Raw genomic sequence first — 19,419 nt, forward strand, 5'->3', positions numbered from 1 at the left:
CCGCCCCCTGTTCACTCCGGCGTCAGCTGTGCGTCCGCAGCAGCGTCCGCATCGTCCGCATCGCGACCGAGAGGTTGGCCAGGTCGAAGGCGTCCGAGCCGCGGATCTCGTCGAGCGTGGTGCGCGCCCGGCTGAGGATCGCCGCGTTCTTCTCCTCCCACGTCCGGAAGCGCTGCTCCGGGGTGGAGGCGCCGTTGCCGACGGACAGGATGTCCGCGGTGAGCGCCGCGTGGGCCGCGTAGAGGTCCTCCCGGATGGAGGCGCGGGCCATGGACTGCCAGCGGTCGGAGCGCGGCAGCTCGATGATCCGGTCCATCAGCTGGGTGATGTGCAGCCGGTCACCGAGGTCGTAGTAGACCTCGGCCACGTCGAGCGGCTCCTTGCCCGTGCGGTCCGCGACGGCCACGATGTCCAGCGCCGGGAAGGCGGAGGAGAAACCGGCCACCCGGACGGCCAGGTCGTCCGGCACGCCGGCCGCGACCAGCTCGTCGTGGATGGACTGCCACCAGTCGCTGTCGGCGCCCTTGAGCAGCTTCGGCAGCTGGAACCAGACCGCCGCCACGCCGTCCCGGAAGAACTCGATGGTCTCGGCGAGCTGGAGCGGCTGCGGCCGGTTGTTGAGCAGCCAGCGGGTGCCGCGCTCGACCAGGCGGCGCGAGTGCAGCCGGATCCGGGTCTGCACATCGGCCGGGACGAGGTTGTCGAGCGCCTCGACGGCGTCCCAGACCTTGCCCAGACCGAAGATCTCCCGGGCCGCGGTCTGCGCCCGGACGATCTCCTCCAGCGACGCCCCGGTCTCCTCCCGCAGACGGTGCAGGAAGGTCGAACCGCCGCTGTTGACCGTGTCGTTGACCAGGACGGTCGTGACGATCTCCCGGCGCAGCGCGTGCCCGTCGATCTGCTCGCCGAAGGAGGACCGCAGCGCCCGCGGGAAGTAGGCGTACAGCAGCCGCTCCAGATACGGGTCGTCCGGGAGGTCGGTGGCCAGCAGCTCCTCGGACGTCGTGATCTTGATGTAGGCGAGCAGGACCGCCAGCTCCGGCTGGGTCAGCCCGCGGCCCGCGGAGAGGCGCTCGCGGATCTGCCGGTCGGTGGGCAGGAACTCCAGGGCGCGGTCCAGGTGACCGTCGCGGGACAGCCGGCGCATGATCCGCTGGTGGGCGTGGAGCAGGCTGGGCGCCTGGGAGACGGCGTTGGCCAGCGCCACGTTCTGCGCGTAGTTGTTGCGCAGGACGAGCTCGCCGACCTCGTCGGTCATCTCCGCGAGCAGCTTGTTGCGCTGCTTGACGGTCATGTCGCCGTCCGAGACCAGCGCGTTCAGCAGGATCTTGATGTTGACCTCGTGGTCGGAGGTGTCCACACCGGCGCTGTTGTCGATCGCGTCGGTGTTCATCCTCCCGCCGGTCTCGTCGGGGCCGCCGGTGCGCGCGAACTCGATGCGGCCGAGCTGCGTCAGACCGAGGTTGCCGCCCTCGCCGACGACCTTCACCCGCAGGTCCTGGCCGTCGACGCGGATCGCGTCGTTGGCCTTGTCGCCGACGTCGGCGTGCGACTCGGTGGACGCCTTCACGTACGTGCCGATGCCGCCGTTCCACAGCAGGTCGACCGGCGAGCGCAGGATGGCCTTCATCAGCTCGGCGGGGGTCATCTTGGTGACGCCCGCCTCGATGCCGAGGGCGGCCCGGACGTGCGCGTTGACCGGGATCGACTTGGCCGTGCGCGGGTGGATGCCACCGCCCTGCGAGAGCAGGCCGGTGTCGTAGTCCGCCCAGGAGGAGCGGGGCAGCTCGAACAGGCGGCGGCGCTCGGCGTAGGAGACGGCCGCGTCCGGGGTCGGGTCGAGGAAGATGTGGCGGTGGTCGAAGGCGGCCACCAGGCGGATGTGCTCCGAGAGCAGCATGCCGTTGCCGAAGACGTCACCGGACATGTCGCCGACGCCGACGACCGTGAAGTCCTCGGTCTGGGTGTTGTGCCCCAGCTCCCGGAAGTGCCGCTTGACGGACTCCCAGGCGCCGCGGGCGGTGATGCCCATGCCCTTGTGGTCGTAGCCCGCGGAGCCACCGGACGCGAACGCGTCGCCGAGCCAGAAGCCGTACGACTCGGCGACCTCGTTGGCGATGTCGGAGAAGGTCGCGGTGCCCTTGTCGGCGGCGACGACCAGATAGGTGTCGTCGCCGTCGTGCCGCACGACGTCCTTCGGGGGCACGACCTCGCCGCCGACCATATTGTCGGTGATGTCGAGCAGACCCGAGATGAAGGTCTTGTACGAGGCGATGCCCTCGGCCAGCCATGCGTCGCGGTCCAGGGACGGGTCCGGCAGCCGCTTGCCGACGAAGCCGCCCTTGGCGCCCACCGGCACGATGACGGTGTTCTTCACCATCTGCGCCTTGACCAGGCCGAGCACCTCGGTGCGGAAGTCCTCACGCCGGTCGGACCAGCGCAGACCGCCTCGCGCGACCTTGCCGAAGCGCAGGTGCACACCCTCGACGCGCGGGCTGTAGACCCAGATCTCGTACGCCGGGCGGGGCGCGGGCAGGTCGGGGATGGCCTGCGGGTCGAGCTTGATGGACAGGTACGCGTGCGGCAGGCCCGCGCTCGTGCGCTGGCCCCTCTCGTCGCTTCCCGCGCTGGCGCGCTGGAAGTGGTTCGTGCGCAGCGTGGCCTTGATGACCGTGAGGAAGGCCCGCAGGATGCGGTCCTCGTCCAGGCTCGCGACCTGGTCGAGGGCGCCGTCCAGCTCCTCCAGCAGCCCGTCGATCAGCTCGCGCCCGGCGCGCTGGAGCGCCGGCGACATCCGGGCCTCGAAGAGGTTGACCAGGAGGCGCGTGGTGTGGACGTTGTTGCTGAGGGTGTCTTCCATGTACGACTGGCTGAACGGCGAACCGGCCTGCCGCAGGTACTTCGCGTACGCCCGCAGCACCATCGCCTGGCGCCAGTCGACACCGGCCTCCAGCACCAGCTTGTTGAAGTTGTCGTTCTCCGCGGCGCCCGTCCACACGGCCGCGAAGGCCTCCTGGAAGCGGGTGCGCGCGTCGTCGCCCTCGATCCGCTCGGGCATGCGCAGCCCGAAGTCGTAGATCCAGGCGGTCGTCCGGTCCGAGCAGCGCAGCTCGTAGGGGCGCTCGTCGACGACCTCGACGCCGAGCCTGTGGAGCACCGGCAGGACGGCGGAGAGGGAGACCGGCTCACCGGTGCGGTAGATCTTGAAGCGGCGCTCGCCGGGGCCCGCGCCGACCGGCTCGTAGAGGCTGAGCTCGAAGTCGCGGTCGCCGCCGGCCGTGGTCAGCTTCTCCAGGTGACCGAGGTCGGAGACGGCGCCGCGCGGGCTGTGGTCGGCCTTGTAGCCCTCGGGGAAGGCCTGGCCGTAGCGGCGCAGCAGCTCGGCGGCGCGCTCCTCGCCCACCTCGGCGGTGAGCGTCTCGGCGAAGCCGTCCGCCCAGGAGCGGGCGGCCTCGACCAGGCGGGCCTCGATGCGCTCGACGTCGGCGTCGGTGAGGTCGGGCAGGGTGGCGCCCGGCTCGACGCGGACGACGAAGTGCAGCCGGGAGAGGACCGACTCGGTGTTCCACGCGGTGAAGTCGACGCTGGTGCCGCCGAGCTCCTCCTTGAGGAGGTCGATCAGCCGCAGCCGCACACCCGTGGTGTAGCGGTCGCGCGGCAGGTAGACCAGGGCGGAGTAGTAGCGCCCGTAGGTCTCCTGGCGGAGGTAGAGCCGCAGACGGCGGCGCTCCTGGAGGTAGAGCACGCTGGTGGCGACGGTGCGCAGCTGGTCGGCCGGCGTCTGGAAGAGCTCGTCGCGCGGGTAGGTCTCCAGGATCTGGAGCAGGTCGCGGCCGTCGTGGCTGTCGGGCGTGAACCCGGCGTCGGCCAGCACCTGGGAGACCTTGCGGCGGACGACGGGGACCCGGCGCACCGACTCGGTGTACGCGGCGGAGGAGAACAGGCCCAGGAAGCGGCGCTCGCCGATGACGTTGCCGTCGGCGTCGAACTTCTTCACCCCGACGTAGTCGAGGTAGGAGGGGCGGTGCACGGTGGCGCGGCTGTTGGCCTTGGTCAGGACGAGCAGCTTGTGCTCGCGGGCCTTGGCGCGGGCGTCGGCGGGCAGCCGGTTGAAGGACGGGGACGCCCCGAGGGGGCCTGCGTGGTGGCCCTCGTCGTGGTGCGTGGGGTCCGAGCGCAGGATGCCGAGGCCGGTGCCGGGGACGGCGCTGAGCACGTCCTCCTCGCCGCCGTCCGTGGCGACCTTCGCCAGCTCGTACTCGCGGTAGCCGAGGAAGGTGAAGTGGTCGGAGGCCAGCCAGCGCAGCAGCTCGCGGGCCTCGCCGACCTCGGACTCGGGCACGTCGGCGGCGGTGGGCTCGGAGGGCAGGCCCTCCGAGATGCGCAGCGCGGCGTCGCGCATCTTCTCCCAGTCCTCGACGGCCTCGCGGACGTCGGAGAGGACCCGCAGCAGGTCGGAGGTGATCTGCTTGAGGTCGCCGCGGTCGGTCTCGCGGTCGATCTCGACGTGGATCCACGACTCGGTGAGTGCGTCGTGCGGCAGGACGGCGTCCTTGCCGTCGCCGTGGGCGTCGCAGTTGGAGCCGAGGACCTCCAGGAGGCGGCCGGTGAGGTCACGGCGCACGACGACCTGGGGGTGGATCACGACGTGGATGCCGCGGCCCTGGCGGGAGAGCTCGTTGGTGACGGAGTCGACCAGGAAGGGCATGTCGTCGGTGACGACCTCGACGACGGAGTGGCTGCACGTCCAGCCGTTCTCCTCGACCGTCGGGGTGTGCACGCGGACGTTGGCGGTGCCCTGCGGCCGGTTCTCGGCGAGCCGGTAGTGCGAGAGCGCGGCGCCGAAGACGTCGACGGGGTCCCGCCCGCCGAGGTCCTCGGGCGCGGTGTGCAGGTAGTAGCGCTGGAGAAAGGCGGTCAACGTCTCGGGGTCGAGACTGCCCTCACCCTTCGGCCCAGTCGGTTGTTGCCCCCCGGCCGGGCTGGTCTCGGCGACACGGGCCGCCCGTTCGAGCAGCTCGGCCTTGGCTTCGTCCAGCTTGGTCTGCATGTCCTCTGGCTCCTGTCGCGCGCCGTTGCGTGACATAGACGGTGAAGGCATCACGCCGCGACGCGGAGTATCCGGTCGTCTTCGACGTTATGCCGGAATGAGAGGTGACCGGGCGTTTCTTGACGAGATTCGCCAGAGGTGCCCAGGTGCGGGAATCAGCGGCTGCCCGGGGGCCGTGGCACTCCGGGCGCAGGACAGGGGCGTCGTCGCCCCCGCTGGATATCGCGCTGATCACCTGGTAAGGCTATCGCTCTTCCCCGGGAAACCGTCATGAGCCGTTTGTGTACAAAACCCGGGCCCGAACTTTGACGGTCTGGACAGCGACGCGGCCGCTCTTTCCACTCCACCGGCACTCTGTCCCCTTCTGTCCCCCGGCAGGGCCGGCTGCCGCCCTGCCCACCTGCTGCTTCAGCGCCCGACGCCGACGAGCCGCTCCGCCTCGGCGACGGCCTCCACCAGGCTGTCGACCACCGTCACACCCGCTTCCGCGAGACTGCTCCGGCTGTGCGAACCGCCGGTGTAGAGCACGGCGTGGGCGCCCACGTGGGCCGCCGCGACCGCGTCGTCGACGGCGTCGCCGATGACGACGGTCCGCCGCGCCGGTATGCCCTCCAGCCCGGCGACGTGGCGGGCCATGTGCTCGGCCTTGCTGCCGCCCGAGGGGCCCGTACGCCCGTCGACGCGGACGAATCTGGGCTCGATGCCGAAGCCGCGGACGAGGGGCACGAGCTCGTCGTGCCCGTACATCGACAGGATCGACTGGGTGCCGCCCGCGCCCTGCCAGCCCTCCAGCAGGCCCTCGGCGCCGTCGGCGAGGCCGCAGCGCGGGGCGTGGTCGCGGTAGTGCCGCTGGAAGACCAGGTCCATGTGGTCCCACTCGGCCGGGGTGGGGAGGCGGCCCATCAGCCGCTCGTAGAACCTCGGGATCGGGACGCAGTACAGCTCGCGGTACCGCTCCAGTGTGATCGGCTCCAGGCCGATCTCGGCGAAGGCGGCGTTCGTCGCCGCCATCACCGCTTCGGTGTCGTGGAACAGCGTGCCGTTCCAGTCCCAGACGATGTGTGCCCCGTGCTTCCCCATGACACGACGGTACCGATCAGCACCGACAAAGCCGCCCCGAGGCCCCGGGCACCCGTGGTGACCAGGGCGTTTCTCAGATGAGGCCGGGGATCTCCTGGACGCCGAACCACATCAGGTCGTGGTCCTCCGCGCCGTCCACGATGAACTGGGCGTCGTCGTCGCCCTGGTCCGCGGCCCCCAGCGCGGCCGCGGCTGCCGCGACATCCGCCTCGGCGTCGCCGGAGTCGAGGTGCACCGCCGCCGCCTTCGCCAGCGGCACGGCCGCGGCGAGCCGCACCTGGCCCAGCGTGGACTGCTCCAGGCCCTGGTCGGGGTCGGTGGTCGCGGCGCCGTCCGCCACGTCGACCGCGACGACGACACGTCGGCGGGCGGCGCCCGGGGCACCGGCGAGCATCCGCAGCGAGGCCTCGGCGGCCCGGCCGAGAGCCGCGTACTCCAGCTCCTCGACGTCGTCGGAGAGATACCACTCGCGCAGCGCGGGGGTGACGGCGTAGGCGAGCAGCGGGGCGGGCTCCAGCCGGCCGGTCCGGTGCGCCTCGGCGAGACCGGGGAGGGTCAGGGGGACGTAGACGCGCATGACCGCTGCTTTCCTGAAGATCCTGAAGCCTGAACGAACGCGCTGCCAGCATACGGCGGGAGTCCCCCTTCGGAGTGCCGGGAGGCCCCGTGGAGGCGCCTCTCCCCCGCTCGCCTCCCCGGCTGCGCCAGGGCCCCCACCAGGCACGGGAACGGCCCCGGTACCCCCTCGGCGCCCGCGCCTCGCCCCTGATAGGGGAAACCGGCCGGCCGCCCCGCCCTCGGCCACCCGTCCTTGCCGCCCTCCGCGGCCCGCCGGTAGAAGATCACCGACGAGGCCACCGCCCGGTATCGGCACCGGGCCCGGCATCACGGGGGCGATCGACATGCAGCGCACCACCACCGGCTCCACCGGACCGGCCAGGACCGCCCGCGCGGCCAGGACCGGACCGCCGCGGCGCGCCGACAGCGGACGCCCGCACCCCGACCCGGCGGCCCGGCGCCGGGAGCGCGAGGGCCTGCCGCGCTACTGGTTCGCCAACCGGCTGCTGCTCACGCTCAGCGGCCAGCGCCCGGTGCACTGGATGCTCGGGCACACCGTGGGGGCGGCGTACGACCAGCTCGCCGCGCTGGCCCCGCAGGCGCCGCTGCGGCCCCCGCCACCGGGCCGGACCCCGTTCGTACGGCGCTGCGACGAGTTCCGGCCCCGGCCCGGGGTGATCGAGGCGTTCGCCCGGATCGTCTCCGGCGACCGGCTCCAGGCACTCGCCTTCCGCTTGGAGCACGACACGGACCGGCGGTGGCGGTGCTCGGCCGTCGAGCTCGGCGGGGCGCGCATGTGACGGGGGCGGTCCGTGCGGGAGTACGCGCGAGGCGGGGGCGGGGCACCTGTGTGCCCCGCCCCCGCCTCGCGATCCGCCGCTGTGCGGCGTTACTTCTTACGGCGGCGGCCGCCGCTGTTCTTCTGGGCCTTGCGCCGCTCGGCGCGGGTCATGCCGTCCGCCGGGGAGCGGGTCGGGCCCTCGTCGCCGACGAAGTCGCCCTCGACGACACCGCCCTCGCCGTCGACCGTGGGGGCCGAGAAGTGCAGCCGGTCCGGGCGCTGCGGGGCGTCGAGGCCCTTGGCACGGATCTCCGGGCGGGCACCGGCGGGCACGGCCTCCTGGGGCTCCTTCTCCAGGGACGTGCGCTCGCCGCGGTCCTGGACCGGGACCTCCTCCAGCTGCTGGTCGACCTGGACCTCCAGGTTGAACAGATAGCCGACGGACTCCTCCTTGATGCCCTCCATCATGGCCTGGAACATGTCGAAGCCCTCGCGCTGGTACTCCACCAGGGGGTCCTTCTGGGCCATGGCGCGCAGGCCGATGCCCTCCTGGAGGTAGTCCATCTCGTAGAGGTGCTCACGCCACTTGCGGTCCAGCACGGACAGCACCACGCGCCGCTCCAGCTCACGCATGATGTCGGAGCCCAGCTGCTCCTCGCGGGCGGCGTACTGCTCGTGGATGTCGTCCTTGATGGACTCCGCGATGAACTCGGCCGTGATGCCCGCGCGGTCGCCCGCGGCGTCCTCCAGCTCCTCGATGGTGACCTTCACCGGGTAGAGCTGCTTGAAGGCGCCCCACAGCCGCTCCAGGTCCCACTCCTCGGCGAAGCCCTCGACGGTCTCCTGACGGATGTAGTCGTCGATGGTGTCGTCCATGAAGTGCTTGACCTGGTCGTGCAGGTCCTCGCCCTCCAGGACGCGGCGGCGCTCGCCGTAGATGACCTCGCGCTGGCGGTTGAGCACCTCGTCGTACTTCAGGACGTTCTTACGCGTCTCGAAGTTCTGCTGCTCGACCTGCGACTGCGCGGAGGCGATGGCCCGGGTGACCATCTTGTTCTCGATCGGCACGTCGTCGGGAACGTTGGCCATGGCCATCACGCGCTCGACCATCTGGGCCTTGAACAGGCGCATCAGGTCGTCGCCCAGCGACAGGTAGAAGCGGGACTCGCCCGGGTCGCCCTGACGGCCGGAGCGGCCGCGCAGCTGGTTGTCGATGCGGCGGGACTCGTGGCGCTCGGTGCCGAGGACGTACAGGCCGCCGAGCGACTTGACCTCCTCGAACTCCGCCTTCACCGCGGCCTCGGCGCGCTCCAGCGCGTCCGGCAGCGCGGCCGCCCACTCCTCGACGTGCTCCACCGGGTCCATGCCGCGCTGGCGCAGCTCCGCCTCGGCGAGGTCGTCGGGGTTGCCGCCGAGCTTGATGTCGGTGCCGCGGCCGGCCATGTTCGTCGCGACGGTGACCGCGCCCCTGCGGCCGGCCTGGGCGACGATCGTCGCCTCCCGGTCGTGCTGCTTGGCGTTGAGCACCTCGTGCTGGATGCCGCGCTTGGCGAGCTGCTGCGAGAGGTACTCCGACTTCTCGACGGAGGTGGTGCCGACCAGGATCGGCTGGCCCTTCTCGTGCTTCTCCGCGATGTCCTCGACGACGGCGTCGAACTTGGCGACCTCGGTGCGGTAGATGAGGTCGGACTGGTCCTTGCGGACCATCGGCCGGTTGGTCGGGATCGGCACGACGCCGAGCTTGTAGATCTGGTGGAACTCGGCGGCCTCGGTCATCGCCGTACCGGTCATGCCGGAGAGCTTGCCGTAGAGGCGGAAGAAGTTCTGCAGGGTGATCGTGGCGAGGGTCTGGTTCTCGTCCTTGATGTCCACCCCTTCCTTCGCCTCGATCGCCTGGTGCATGCCCTCGTTGTAGCGGCGGCCGGCGAGGATACGGCCGGTGTGCTCGTCGACGATCATGACTTCGCCGTCCATGACGACGTAGTCCTTGTCCTTCTTGAACAGTTCCTTCGCCTTGATGGCGTTGTTCAGATAGCCGACGAGCGGGGTGTTGACCGACTCGTAGAGATTGTCGATGCCCAGCCAGTCCTCGACGCGGCCGACGCCGGACTCGTGGATGGCGACGGTGCGCTTCTTCTCGTCGACCTCGTAGTCGCCGGTCTCCTCGATGCCCTTCTGGGGGTTGGCCGGCTCGCCCTTCTTCAGCCGGGTGACCAGCTTGGCGAAGTCGCCGTACCACTTGGTGGCCTGGTCGGCCGGGCCGGAGATGATCAGCGGCGTACGGGCCTCGTCGACGAGGATGGAGTCGACCTCGTCGACCACCGCGAAGTTGTGCCCGCGCTGCACCAGCTCGTCCTGCGACCAGGCCATGTTGTCGCGCAGGTAGTCGAAGCCGAACTCGTTGTTCGTGCCGTACGTGATGTCGCAGTTGTACATCTCGCGGCGCTGCGCGGGCGTCATGTTGGCGAGGATGCAGCCGACCGACAGACCGAGGAACTTGTGCACCCGGCCCATCATCTCGGAGTCGCGCTCCGCCAGATAGTCGTTGACCGTGATCAGGTGGACACCCTTGCCCGACAGGGCGTTCAGATACGCCGGGAGGGTGCCGACGAGGGTCTTGCCCTCACCGGTCTTCATCTCGGCGACATAGCCCAGGTGCAGGGCGGCGCCGCCCATCAGCTGGACGTCGTAGTGCCGCTGGCCGAGGACGCGCTTGGCGGCCTCGCGGACGGTCGCGAACGCCTCGGGGAGCAGGTCGTCGAGGGACTCCCCGTCGGCGAACCGCTGCTTGTACTCGTCGGTCAGCGCGCGCAGCTCGGCGTCGGAGAGGGTGAGGAAGTCCTCTTCGATGGAATTGACCTGGTCCGCGATGCGGTGCAGCTTGCGCAGGATCTTGCCTTCTCCTGCACGCATGATCTTGCCGAAGACGGACACGTAGGCTGACTCCTTGCCGGTCGGGCCTGGCACTGGGGCTGCCCCCGCCGCAGGCAGGGGAAGGGTGCGCGGGCACGACGGGACAGTCCCCGCCGCAACGGCCATCGTAAGCGAGGACCCCACCGCGCCGGGAGGTCCGTCAGGGCCTGAGCCAGGTGTCACCCGCACGGTGAACGAACGGCGCCGCCCGAAGGTGCCGGGGCTGTGACATTTCTCCGCGATCGACGTCAACAGGGAAAATCACTCGCCCGGGACGGCACCCACCGATCACACTCCCCGGCATGGAGCCCGTACGCCTCACCACCGAACGCCTGACACTGCGCCCCCTGACCCCGTCCGACGCCGACGGCGTGCACGCCGCGTGCCAGGACCCGCAGATCCCGCGCTACACCAGCGTCCCCTCCCCCTACACCCGCGAGGACGCCCGGACGTTCATCGAGGAGACCTGCCCGGCCGGCTGGCGCGAGGACTCCATGTACACCTGGGGCGTGTTCACCCGCGACGGCGGCCACCTGGTGGGATCGATGTGCCTGGTGCGGCTCGCGCAGCTGCACACCCTCGGCCAGGCCGAGCTGGGCTACTGGACGGCCAAGGAGCGGCGCGGCCGCGGCTACACCGTGGAGGCCGCCCGCGAGGTGGCCCGCTGGGCGTTCGAGGAGCTGGGCGTGGAGCGCCTGGAGTGGTACGCGGAGGCCGGGAACGAGGGCTCCCGGGCGGTCGCCCTGAAGGTGGGCTTCCGGATGGAGGGCACCCTCCGCGCGAAGATCCCGTACTCCGGCACGCGCCGCGACGCCTGGGCCGGCTCGCTGCTCCCGTCGGACCTGGGACTGCCGTCCGAGACCCCCTACCTGCCGTTTCCCGAACGGGCTTGACGGATCGAGGGGCGTTGTCAGTGCCGGGACCTAGGCTGGCGTCATGGTCTCCAGCATGACAACTGCCGCCGCTGCCAAAGGCCCCCGGCCCGAACACCACCTGTCCGCGGACGAGGCGCGCCGCATGGCGCTCCGTGCGCAGGGGCTGCTGGGCGCCCCCGACCGGCGGGCCGGGGTGCGCGGGGTGCTGCGGCGGCTGGGCGCGGTGCAGCTGGACACGATCTCGGTGCTGGCCCGCTCGCACGAGCTGGTGCCGTACGCACGGCTGGGCGGGGTCGGCCGCGCCACGGTCGAGTCGGCCTACTGGACGCCGCGTTCGGCGGACCGGGCCCCGGAGCCCCCGCACAGCTTCGAGTACTGGTCGCACGCCGCGTGCATCCTGCCCATCGAGGAGTGGCCGCTGTTCGCGTTCCGGCGGCGGGCCATCCAGGCGCGCGGGTACCGCTGGCACGTGATGAAGGAGCCGGAGCGCTCCTGCGCCGCCGTCCGCGACCGGCTGCGGGCGGACGGCCCGCTGACGGCCACGGAGTTGGGCGGCGCCAAGAACGGCGGCCCCTGGTGGGACTGGTCCGAGACGAAGATCGCCGTGGAGTGGCTGCTCGACACGGGCGAGGTCGTCTGCACGGAACGGCGCGGCTGGAAGCGGGTGTACGACCTGGCGGAGCGCGCCGTGCCGAAGACGCTCCTCCACGACGACCTCGACGACCAGGAGTGCGTGCGCCGCCTGGTCGCGCAGGCGGGGGCGGCGATGGGCGTCGCGACCCGGGCCGACCTCGCGGACTACCACCGCCTCAAGGGCGGGCAGGTCGACGCCGTCATCGGGGCCACGGGCCTGGTGCCGGTCGAGGTCGCCGGGTGGTCCAAGCCCGCGTGGGCGGACCCCCGGGCGCTGGCCGACGAGGCATGGGGCCGACACCGCACGACGCTGCTGTCGCCGTTCGACTCGCTGATCTGGGACCGGCCGCGCACGGAGCGGATCTTCGGCTTCACACACCGGCTGGAGGCGTATGTGCCCCGGCAGAAGCGGGTGCACGGCTATTTCGCGATGCCCCTGCTGACCGGCGGACGGCTCGCGGGCCGGGTGGACCCGGCCCGCGAGGGCAGCACGCTGGTGGCCCGCCAGGTGTCCCTCGACGGCCCCAAGGCGGTGGCCCCCATGGCGCAGGCCCTGCGGGAGGCGGCCGAGTGGGTGGGCTGCGACTCCGTACGCGTGGAGCGCTGCGACGACACGAAGCTGGGCGCGGCCCTGGTCAGCGCCCTGGCCTGACCGGGAGCGGGCGCCTCAGCGGATCTCCGGACTGCATCTTCCCGGGGGGGTAACCCCCGGACCCCCAGCCGGAAGCAACCGCGGCCGGCCCGCCCTCAGCGGATCTCCAGACTGCACCTTCCCGGGGGGTAACCCCCGGACCCCCAGCCGGAAGCAACCGCAGCCGGCCGGCCCGCCCTCAGCGGATCTCCAGGATCTTCTCCCGCATCGCGTACACCACCGCCTCCATCCTGGAGTGCAGCTGCAGCTTCTCCAGGATGTTGCGGACGTGGTTCTTCACCGTGTTCTCGCTGATGAACAACTCCTTCGCGATGTCGCGGTTGTTCATCCCGGTGGCGACGAGCTTCAGGACCTCCAGCTCACGGTCGGTGAGCCGGGGCGCGGGCACCAGCCGGCGCTCGTCCGTGCGCTGGATCATCGACTTGAACTCGGTGAGCAGCTTGGAGGCCATCGACGGGCTGATCTGCGACTGTCCGTCGGCGACGGCCCGGATCGCGGTGGCCACCTCGTCGGTGGAGATCTCCTTGAGGAGATAGCCGGTCGCCCCCGCCTTGATGGCGTCGTAGAGATCGGCTTCCTCATCGCTGATCGTCAGCATGATGATCTTTGCGCTGGGGGCCACCTCCTTGATGGAGGTGCAGGCCTCGATGCCCCCGCGCTTCGGCATCCGCACATCCATCAGCACGATGTCCGGCAGCAGGTCGGCGGCCTTGTCCACGGCCTCCGCGCCGTCCCCGGCCTCCCCTACGACCTGGATGTCCTCCTCCTGGGCGAGGACGATCTCCAGCCCCCGGCGGAAGAGCGCGTGGTCGTCCACCACCAGGACCCTGATGGGCTCCTCGCGTGCACCGCCCCGGTCCGCGCAGGCGCTCTCGCCGTCGTCCTCGCCGGGCACGAGCACCGGCCCGAACCTGTCCGCCATCGTTCCTCCCCCTGAAGACCCCTGAAGGCCCAGAGTCCCTCGCGGTTGCACAGTGCTGCGCCGTCCCAACCTGTTTCGGCGGGCCGGTGGTTGGCCGACCGTCATGATTTCATGCCGGGCAACCGGGCGGTGCTCCCGCCGTCGCACAGGGTGCCCAGGGAGCGCCTGAGCGCTCCGAGGGCACCGTCGGATGGGTCTCTACGACGCGGGCCGCGAAAGGCTTCCGCCGCCTGCCGGGCCTCCCGGCTCAGCCGCCGAGCGCTCCGCCCGCCCCGCCGGGTTCCGCTTCGAACAGCGGATCGGCGTTGAGACGGATGACGCCGTAGTCGTAGGCGTGCCGCCGGTAGACGACACTGGGCATCTTGGTCTCGGAGTCGACGAACAGATAGAAGTCGTGGCCGACCAACTCCATTTCGTAGAGCGCCTGGTCGAGCGTCACCGGAGCCGCGGTGTGGGTCTTCTCGCGGACCACCAGGGGGCCTTCACCTCTGACTTCCAGCGATCCCATCCGGGTGACCGGGACTCCGTCCATCGCCTGCTCCGCAGTGAGTTCACCGCTGTCGTTGAGCTCCGCGGCGCCGATGACGGTCGACGCGACATCGCTCGCGGGAATGCGTCCGTTGCCCCTACGGGTGTGACGCTTGTCGTTCTGCTTGCGCAGCCGCGCTTCGAGCTTGCTGGTGGCCAGGTCCAGCGCGGCGTACGGATCGGCTGCCGACGCCTCCGCACGGATCACCGGTCCACGCGAACGCACTGTGATCTCCACCCGGTCGGAGCGGTCGGCCTGCCTGGGGTTGGGCTCCTTGGACACCTCGACGTCGAGGCTGATCACCTTGCCGTCGAGCTTCTGGATCTTGTCCAGCTTCAGCTTCTCGGCCACGTGCTTGCGGAAGCGCTCGGGCACTTCGGTCTTGCGGCCTTTGACGACGATGTCCACGCAGAACTCCGTTCCCGGATCGCCCCGCAGAAGGTGCGGAGCGCATCCCTCTTGCAACAAGCCCCGGGGATGCCCCGGAGCCACCGACTTGGCGGTTTCACCTCCTCCTCCCCCATCGACAAGATCTACACCCCATCGACTTCAAGCTTCTGCGAAAGCGCACGAAACGCGCCATTCGGAGATATGAGGCATAGCCCTTGCCGTTCCTCACAACCGAACATATCTCGCCCGGACGCCTGTCGGTAGCCCCTACCGGGGCGTACCCCCATTCAGGTGTTTTCCTGCCGTTTCCCTCACCAACGAGTGGCGTTCCCGGTCGGTTCCGTTTATCTGCGGGGCGCGCCCGGCGGACGTACGCTCGACAGTGGCGACCACGGCGGCGCCGAGCAGCCACCCGCCGGCCAGGGAGACGGCCCGCGCCGCCTCCGTCAGCGATGCCCCCGTCGTCATCAGGTCATCCACCAGCACCACCGGACCCTTCCGGCACAACAGCCCCTCTGCCCCCTTGACTACCCCCAGGGCCTCGGACACATTCGTCAACCGCTGCCGCGCGTCCAGCCCCGCCTGATCCGCGACGGCCCTGCGCTGCCGCAGCACCGCCACCGTCCGGACGGGCACACCGGCCCGCCGCAGCACTCCCGCGGCGGCCATCGCGATCCGCCGCCCCTGATCGTGCCCCCGCGCCGCGACGGCATGCCGCGCCGACGGCACGGGAACGAGCAACAGGGGGCCTCCCCCGCCCCTCCCCACCTCCCCCTCGCCCCTCCCCGCCCCGTCCACCACCGACCGCACCGCCTCCGCCAGCGCGGCGCCCAGCGGGCCCGCCAGTGCCAGCGCGCCCCGTTCCTTGTGCGCGAGCAGCACCGATCGCACCCTGTCGCCGTACCGCGCCGCGGCGTGCACGGGCGGCAGCCCCACAGGCACCGGGTCCGGCCATACCCGGTGCGGCGGGCGCCCGCTCAGCGCCACGCGGCACTCCTCGCACAACACGGTCCGCCACCGGCCGCACCCCGCACAGTCGACCGGCAGCACCAGGCCGGTGATCTCCTGCCACCACCTGCGCATGGTCCTACTGTCCCGCCGTGCGGCAACCCCTGCCACCCCTGTGGATAACTCCTGGTCACCGCCTCGGGGAAAGACCCGCTACCCGGGATAGACCGGGGCCGACCCCTCCTTGGTCACCAGCTTCCAGTTGGTGTCCTGGAGCAGCCGCACGATCCCGCCGTCGCGCTCCGCGACCAGCGTCGGCGCCTTGGCCGCGTTCTCCGCGGCGGCGATCCCCCGCACCCCGGTGATGCCCGGCAGCGCCGAGGCGTTCGACAGCGAGCCGTCGGTCTCGATGTACAACAGCTGCTGAAGGCCGTTCTGCTCGCTGCCCGCGACCAGCAACCGGCTTCCACCCGCCCACGACACCGCGTCGACCTGCTCCAACCTCGGCGCGACGGAACGCAGTTCCTGCACCGACAGCGTCATCCGGCCCACACCGCCGTGCCGCTCCACGCGGCCCAGCTTCAGCGTCGTCCGGTCGCCCTTCGTCACCAGCAGCGCGATGCGCACCCCGTCCGCCGCCACCCGCAGCCCGGTGATCCGCCCGCCGTCGAGCCGGGGCACCTGGACCTCCTCCGGCGTGCCCGTACCGCCGGGCAGGCGCAGCAGACGCGGCCGGTCCGGGTCCTGGTCCGCGACCCACAGGTCGCCCAGCCCGTCCCAACTCGGCGCCGTCAGCCCCGCCTTGGTCCCGCCCCGCACCGTCAGCCGGGGGTCGCCCAGGGCCGCTCCGCCCTCCAGCCCGGCGACGTACAGCGACTGCCCGTTGGCCGTCACCCCGGCGGCCCGCTTCTCGTTCCGGGCGACCGCGACCGAACGCAGCTGGACCGGTCCCTCCGCGCCGAACGGACCCGCGACCCGCTGCGGATCGTCCTCACCGTCGGCGATGCTCACCATCCGGTGCTGCGCGTCGACGAAATACTGCCGGTCCGGATGACCCGCCGTCTGGTCCGGCGCGTACTGCCGCGCCTGATCCCTCGGCAGCACGCACATCTGGGAGCCGTTCTCGCGCTGCAGCGTGACCTGGCTGACCTTGGCCGACTGGTCCTGCACGGTGTAGAGGACCTGCGCGGCCATCCGCAGGCACTGCTCCTCGCTGGTGCCGTTCGCCCGGCCGTTGAGCCGCACCTTCAAGGCGTTGGAGTCGTCCAGCGACAGCCGCTGGTCGACCACGCGCGTGCCCTCGCGAAAGGCCGTGGTCGCGACCGGGTCGAGCCAGGTCGTCGGCCCGTCCAGCAGCGCGTTCACCGAGGACGTCACCGGATCTATGCGCTTGCGCAGATAGACGGGGTCGGCGACGAGCACATTGCGGCCCTCTCCTACCCCGCTCACCCCCAGCTCGGCGAAGTAGTACTTGTTGACCGAGCGGTAGATGCGCTGGAAGTCGGCGAGCCCGAGCACCAGTCCGGGCGGCAGCGCGTCGATCCGCCACTCGCCGTCCTCCTGGGCGACCCGGATCTGCTTGCCGTAGTCCTGCTCGTCCGGCTTGTACGCGTGCTTGTCGTCGACCCTGGCGACCTGCTTGCCGTTCAGGGCGACGGCGAAGTCCTGCTTCCGCTCGCCCGTGCGCGAGACGTCCACCTTCGGTGGCTCGGACAGCACCGTCGTCACCTCGGACGGCTTCCACGTCCGCTTCGCGTTCTTCGTCAGATACATCCGGGCCGTGGCGTAGTCCGGGTCGTCGCTGGTCGTGGCCTCCAGGAAGCCCGTCACCAGGTCCTGCGGCTGCTCTCCCTTGTGCGGCGGCACGCCGTAGACCCGCACCTGCGAGTCGCCGTCGGCGCGCTGCGAGGAGTCGACAGAGGTGACCTCGCCGCTGTCCGGCATCGACGCGCAGCCGGCCAGCAGCGCCCCGCCGAGCACCAGCGCGACGATCCCCGCGAGCCGCTGACGGCGTCCCCGTCGTTCAGCGCCCACGCGCCTGCCCCTCACGTCCCGGGCCGGCCCCGGCCTCGTCGGCGGCGCCCTTGTCCGCCAGGTCCTTGTCCATCGCGTCCGCGCCGCCCTTGTCGTACGGCGTCGCACCGCCCGGCCGCGCCACCACGCGCGCACCGCTGCCCGGCAGCGCCGTCGGATCGACCGCGGGCGGTGCGCTCCGCATCTGCGCCGGTACGGGCGCGGGCACCGGGCCCTGCGGCCCCGGCTGCGCCGGTACGCCCCCGCCGCGGCCGGACACGCCCAGCGGCACCCCGGCCTCGTTCAGACCGCGGTTGCGCCGCGAGTCGTCGGGCTCCAGCGGGATCGGCGAACCGCGCAGCGTGTCCCCGGCCGTGCTCGGCAGCGTCAGCCGGAACTGCGAACCGCCGCCCGGCTCGCCCCACGCCTGCAGCCAGCCGCCGTGCAGCCGGGCGTCCTCCACCGCGATCGACAGGCCGAGCCCGGTGCCACCGGTCGTACGGGCCCGCGCCGGGTCGGCCCGCCAGAAGCGGTTGAAGACACGCGTCGCCTCGCCCGGCTTGAGCCCCACGCCGTAGTCGCGCACCGCGACCGCGACCGCGCCACCGGCCGCCGCGAGCCGTATGACCACGTCCCGGCCCTCGCCGTGCTCGACCGCGTTGACCACGAGGTTCCGCAGCACGCGCTCCACACGCCGCGCGTCGGACTCCGCGATCACCGGCTGCTCGTCGCCCCGCACGAGCAGCTTGCTGCCCTTGCGCTCCGCCAGCGGCAGGGCACCGTCGACCACCCGGTTCACCACGTCCCGCAGGTCGATGGGCTCGGCCTCCAGCGCCGCCGCGCCCGCGTCGAACCGGCTGATCTCCAGCAGGTCGGACAGCAGCGACTCGAAGCGGTCGACCTGCCCGAACAGCAGCTCCGCCGAGCGCGCGGTGACCGGGTCGAAGTCGTCACGCGCCTCGTGGATGACCTCCGCCGCCATCCGCACGGTCGTCAGCGGAGTGCGCAGCTCATGGGAGACGTCGGACACGAAGCGGCGCTGCATCCGGGACAGCTGTTCCAGCTGCTGGATCTTCACCTGGAGGTTCTGTGCCATCTTGTTGAAGGCCTCACCCAGACGGGCGATGTCGTCCTCGCCGGTGACCTTCATCCGCTCCTGGAGGACACCCGCCGCGAGCCGCTCGGAGATCCCGGCCGCCATCCGCACGGGCGTGACGATCTGCCGCACCACCAGCCACGCGATGGCGCCCAACAGCACCACCACGAACACCCCGGCGGTCGCCAGCGTGGTCTTGACCAGGGTCAGCGACTTCTCCTCCTGGGTGTACGGGAAGAGGTAGTAGAGCTGATACGCCTTGTTGTTGTTGTCGTACAGCCGCTTGCCGACCACCAGCGCGGGCTCGCCCTCGTCCGAGGGGCTGTGCTTGACCGACGCGGACCGCTCCAGCGCGCCCGTCTGGCTGTTCAGCTGTTTGCGCAGGTCGGCGGGGATGCTGTGCTCGGGGTCGATGTCCCCGGAAGCGCGCGGGCCGCGGGCGCCGACGGCCGACGCCCCACCGCTGTCCGCGCTGAGGGCCACCACGTGGTAGACACCCTGGCCACCGCTGGAGAGCTGCTGCACCAGGGTCGTCAGCCAGGTGCCCGAGTCCATGCCGCGAACGCCGGACTGCGAGGCGTCCTGGCCACGGTTGTCGGCACCGTCCGCGAAGTCCCGCGCCGCCTTGAAGCCGCCCTCCGCCTGGCTCTGCGAGGCGTGCCGCTTGGCCTCCAGCAGGCCGTTGCGCACCTGCCCGATGACGACGAGGCCGAGCAGCAGCACCACACCGACGGACATCAGCAGGGTGGTTGCGACCACCCGCAGCTGGATGTTGCGCCGCCACAGCCGCATCGCGGGCAGCAGCGGGCGCCTCACCCAGCGCACGTACAGCCTCAGCACCGGATGGACCGGCCCCGAGGCCGCGCCGTCGGGCAGCAGCCGTCCGGCGCGCCACAGCCGCCGGAAGAGAGATATGCCGCCCGCCGTATCGACGGGCCGCCCCGCGCCCCACTCCGGAGCGGCACCGTTGCCCGACATG

Annotated in this window: 12 protein-coding genes; 3 read left to right on the top strand and 9 right to left on the bottom strand. The window is 71.4% G+C overall.

The features are described from left to right. Positions 1-22 precede the first annotated feature (22 nt). The 3 genes from DXZ73_RS18370 to DXZ73_RS18380 all read right to left on the bottom strand — a co-directional run bounded on the left by DXZ73_RS18370 (position 23) and on the right by DXZ73_RS18380 (position 6,707). Positions 23-5,050 (bottom strand): NAD-glutamate dehydrogenase, encoded by a 5,028-nt coding sequence (locus DXZ73_RS18370; RefSeq protein WP_116212077.1) that lies wholly within the window; start codon positions 5,048-5,050, stop codon positions 23-25. Positions 5,051-5,458: 408 nt separating this feature from the next. Beyond that, a complete protein-coding gene (locus tag DXZ73_RS18375) occupies positions 5,459-6,130 on the bottom strand; it encodes an HAD family hydrolase (protein ID WP_116212078.1) in 672 nt (223 codons plus the stop codon). A gap of 73 nt (positions 6,131-6,203) precedes the next feature. Further along, a complete protein-coding gene (locus tag DXZ73_RS18380) occupies positions 6,204-6,707 on the bottom strand; it encodes a DUF6912 family protein (RefSeq protein WP_116212079.1) in 504 nt (167 codons plus the stop codon). A 325-nt stretch (positions 6,708-7,032) separates the two neighbouring features. Here DXZ73_RS18380 and DXZ73_RS18385 point away from each other — a divergent pair, with 325 nt between their 5' ends. Next, positions 7,033-7,488 carry an Rv3235 family protein gene (locus DXZ73_RS18385; protein WP_205519180.1) on the top strand — a complete coding sequence of 152 codons (456 nt, stop codon included), beginning with the start codon at positions 7,033-7,035 and terminating at the stop codon, positions 7,486-7,488. Positions 7,489-7,577: 89 nt separating this feature from the next. Here DXZ73_RS18385 and secA read toward each other — a convergent pair whose 3' ends face one another. Next, positions 7,578-10,403, bottom strand: coding sequence for a preprotein translocase subunit SecA (gene secA, locus DXZ73_RS18390; protein ID WP_116212080.1), 2,826 nt, complete (start codon positions 10,401-10,403; stop codon positions 7,578-7,580). Between the two features lie 281 nt (positions 10,404-10,684). On the opposite strand from secA, the gene DXZ73_RS18395 reads away from it, so the two are divergent. Next, positions 10,685-11,275 (top strand): GNAT family N-acetyltransferase, encoded by a 591-nt coding sequence (locus DXZ73_RS18395; RefSeq protein ID WP_116212081.1) that lies wholly within the window; start codon positions 10,685-10,687, stop codon positions 11,273-11,275. A 55-nt stretch (positions 11,276-11,330) separates the two neighbouring features. Then, the gene (locus tag DXZ73_RS18400) at positions 11,331-12,542 is read left to right on the top strand and encodes a winged helix-turn-helix domain-containing protein (protein WP_116215688.1); all 1,212 of its coding nucleotides are present in this window, start codon (positions 11,331-11,333) and stop codon (positions 12,540-12,542) included. 178 nt (positions 12,543-12,720) lie between these two features. Here DXZ73_RS18400 and DXZ73_RS18405 read toward each other — a convergent pair whose 3' ends face one another. The 5 genes from DXZ73_RS18405 to mtrB form a co-directional block, all read right to left on the bottom strand. After that, entirely contained in the window at positions 12,721-13,464 is a 744-nt protein-coding gene (locus tag DXZ73_RS18405) for a response regulator (RefSeq protein ID WP_116212082.1), read from the bottom strand. A 247-nt stretch (positions 13,465-13,711) separates the two neighbouring features. Continuing rightward, on the bottom strand, positions 13,712-14,401 hold the full coding sequence (hpf, locus tag DXZ73_RS18410) for a ribosome hibernation-promoting factor, HPF/YfiA family (protein WP_205519181.1): 690 nt from the start codon (positions 14,399-14,401) through the stop codon (positions 13,712-13,714). Positions 14,402-14,650: 249 nt separating this feature from the next. Further along, positions 14,651-15,466: a ComF family protein gene (locus DXZ73_RS18415; protein ID WP_116212083.1), complete on the bottom strand. Its 816-nt coding sequence runs from the start codon at positions 15,464-15,466 to the stop codon at positions 14,651-14,653. Positions 15,467-15,544: 78 nt separating this feature from the next. After that, positions 15,545-17,365 carry an LpqB family beta-propeller domain-containing protein gene (locus DXZ73_RS18420; RefSeq protein WP_240351402.1) on the bottom strand — a complete coding sequence of 607 codons (1,821 nt, stop codon included), beginning with the start codon at positions 17,363-17,365 and terminating at the stop codon, positions 15,545-15,547. Further along, complete coding sequence (gene mtrB / locus DXZ73_RS18425) at positions 17,355-19,418, bottom strand: MtrAB system histidine kinase MtrB (protein WP_116212084.1); 2,064 nt, start codon at positions 19,416-19,418, stop codon at positions 17,355-17,357. Before mtrB ends, DXZ73_RS18420 begins: the two co-directional genes overlap by 11 nt. Position 19,419 lies beyond the last annotated feature (1 nt).

The organism is Streptoverticillium olivoreticuli subsp. olivoreticuli, assembly GCF_003391135.1.
In the GTDB taxonomy this organism is placed as follows: Bacteria; Actinomycetota; Actinomycetes; order Streptomycetales; family Streptomycetaceae; genus Streptomyces; species Streptomyces blastmyceticus.

Coding starts and splice junctions, on each gene's coding strand:
- DXZ73_RS18370 (WP_116212077.1), bottom strand. CDS start 5,050: ATGCAGACCAAGCTGGACGAAGCCAAGGCCGAGCTGCTCGAACGGGCG.
- DXZ73_RS18375 (WP_116212078.1), bottom strand. CDS start 6,130: ATGGGGAAGCACGGGGCACACATCGTCTGGGACTGGAACGGCACGCTG.
- DXZ73_RS18380 (WP_116212079.1), bottom strand. CDS start 6,707: ATGCGCGTCTACGTCCCCCTGACCCTCCCCGGTCTCGCCGAGGCGCAC.
- DXZ73_RS18385 (WP_205519180.1), top strand. CDS start 7,033: ATGCAGCGCACCACCACCGGCTCCACCGGACCGGCCAGGACCGCCCGC.
- DXZ73_RS18395 (WP_116212081.1), top strand. CDS start 10,685: ATGGAGCCCGTACGCCTCACCACCGAACGCCTGACACTGCGCCCCCTG.
- DXZ73_RS18400 (WP_116215688.1), top strand. CDS start 11,331: ATGACAACTGCCGCCGCTGCCAAAGGCCCCCGGCCCGAACACCACCTG.
- DXZ73_RS18405 (WP_116212082.1), bottom strand. CDS start 13,464: ATGGCGGACAGGTTCGGGCCGGTGCTCGTGCCCGGCGAGGACGACGGC.
- DXZ73_RS18415 (WP_116212083.1), bottom strand. CDS start 15,466: ATGCGCAGGTGGTGGCAGGAGATCACCGGCCTGGTGCTGCCGGTCGAC.
- mtrB (WP_116212084.1), bottom strand. CDS start 19,418: ATGTCGGGCAACGGTGCCGCTCCGGAGTGGGGCGCGGGGCGGCCCGTC.